The 1649-nt window shown below is 67.3% G+C and carries 2 protein-coding genes and 1 pseudogene; all 3 read right to left on the bottom strand.

Features of this window, described 5'->3' with window-relative positions; all coding sequences use genetic code 11:
• Positions 1-440: pseudogene (locus tag AC3XYG_RS23690) on the bottom strand (methane monooxygenase); the annotation flags it as partial.
• Positions 441-864: 424 nt separating this feature from the next.
• On the bottom strand, positions 865-1056 hold the full coding sequence (locus tag AC3XYG_RS23685) for a hypothetical protein (RefSeq protein ID WP_489142324.1): 192 nt from the start codon (positions 1054-1056) through the stop codon (positions 865-867).
• On the bottom strand, positions 1053-1649 hold a 597-nt coding region (locus AC3XYG_RS23680), incomplete at its 5' end, for a WD40 repeat domain-containing protein (RefSeq protein ID WP_489142323.1). The genes AC3XYG_RS23680 and AC3XYG_RS23685, both read right to left, overlap by 4 nt.

Raw genomic sequence — 1649 nt, 5'->3', positions numbered from 1 at the left:
TTCATCTGGATGGTCGAGTGCCGGAACTCGTCCACCATCTGCATGGTGAAGCCGGTGCGCAGCTCCTCACCCGGTGCCAGCCGCCCCAGCATCGCCATCGAGCGCGCGGCCGAGATTTCCGGGAACGGGATGATCGCCAGGAACAGCTTCATCCATTCGACCCAGCGCGGCTCGACATTGCGGAACATGTCACCGCGCAGCGCCGCGTCGAGCGCGCCGTAGACGCGGTTGTCCTTCTCTTCCTGCATCGGGAAGTAGGAGCGCAGGACCTGCTTCATCGGGTCCCGCGGCACCTTCGCGATCTTGTAGTCGGTCGGGAAGGTCATCGCCTCCTGGACATAGCTGGGCGTCCAGCCGAGATCGGCGATGCGGCGTGCCGCCTCGGCGACACCGATCCCGCGCTGGGCGGTGATCTTGTTGAGCGTCAAACCGTCAGGCATCGAAGTCTCCTCTTGGGGTTGGTTGACGAATGTGCTCTGCGGTGCTGACCGGCCTTGATGGCTTATGCGGTCGCCGGGACGGGGATTGCACAGGCCATGGCGACCGGCGCCGGGATGGGCCGGGTGCTGCGTGTCGGCTGCGATTGCAGGGATGATGGCGTCATAGCTGCGTTCCCCTGGCCAATCTGTTGTTGCGCTTTTTTATGAACCCGGCGCCGCGATTGACCTGCACCAAGCATTGCAAGTTGCGTGCCAGATGAATGGCCTTGAGGTATTTGGCCATTTCTTGCGTTTTGTCTTACGATTGACGGACGAATGTTGCGCTGCATCATGTCCTGTTCCGGGACACATCGTCCGGCGGGCTGTGCCATATTGGGCCACGACTTCGCCCGGACGGCCGACGCAGCCTGGCGGCGCGCGGCGGTCACGCGCTTTCTCCATCGGCGCCAGGGGCGTCATCCGGCATCTTGCCGACCGGCTTGCCCTCGGCGATGAAGCGCGCCGTGATGATCAGCGCCCCCATCGCGAAATCCGCGCCGTAGGCGGCGATCATCTCGTCGGCGAGTGCGCCGACCCGTTCGAAGAATGCGTTCTTGGAGGACTGCTGGTCGGTCATGGCCGCGGCTCCACTGGGATGTGATCGCGCACCGGGGCCGCCGGCTCGGCGCGCAGCAACAGCTCGGGAAAGGGCACGACCCCTGCCTCGCCATCCTCGGTGCCGAAGGCGAGCCCCTCGCCGTCGGCCGACCAGGCCAGGGCGGAGACGGGGCTGCCGGCCGAGCCCCGGATGAACAGGCTGTCGGTGCTGCCCGGCCGGCACAGCAGCACGGCGCCGTTGTGATAGCCGGCGGCGATCAGCGGACGATGCGGGTGGCAGGCGACCAGCGTCACCGGGATCCGGCTCGGGATGCCGCATTCCGACCGCCCGTCCTGCCGACCCGGCGGATCGAACCACCAGCACACCACCCGCGGCCCGCCGCTGGTCGCGAGGAACCGGCCATCGGCCGAGAAGGACAGGGATTTGGGCTGGCCAGGATAGCCGCCCATCTCGATGTCGCCGCCATCGGCGACGCGCCAGCCATGCAGCGCATTCTCCTGCAGGCCGCCGACGAGATAGCGGCCGTCGGGACTCCAGGCCAGGGCCCGATAGACGCCCGGGCCGTTCAGCCGGCGTGTCCCCTGCCCTTCGGCCGACCACAGCGTGACGCC

The sequence above is a fragment of the Inquilinus sp. genome (assembly GCF_057815775.1).
The sequence above is the reverse complement of the archived record's forward strand: the minus strand, read 5'-3'. Positions and strand labels throughout refer to the sequence as shown.

Bases quoted from the DNA above. Each gene is read 5' to 3' on its own strand.
- AC3XYG_RS23685 (WP_489142324.1), bottom strand. From the start codon at position 1,056: ATGACCGACCAGCAGTCCTCCAAGAACGCATTCTTCGAACGGGTCGGC.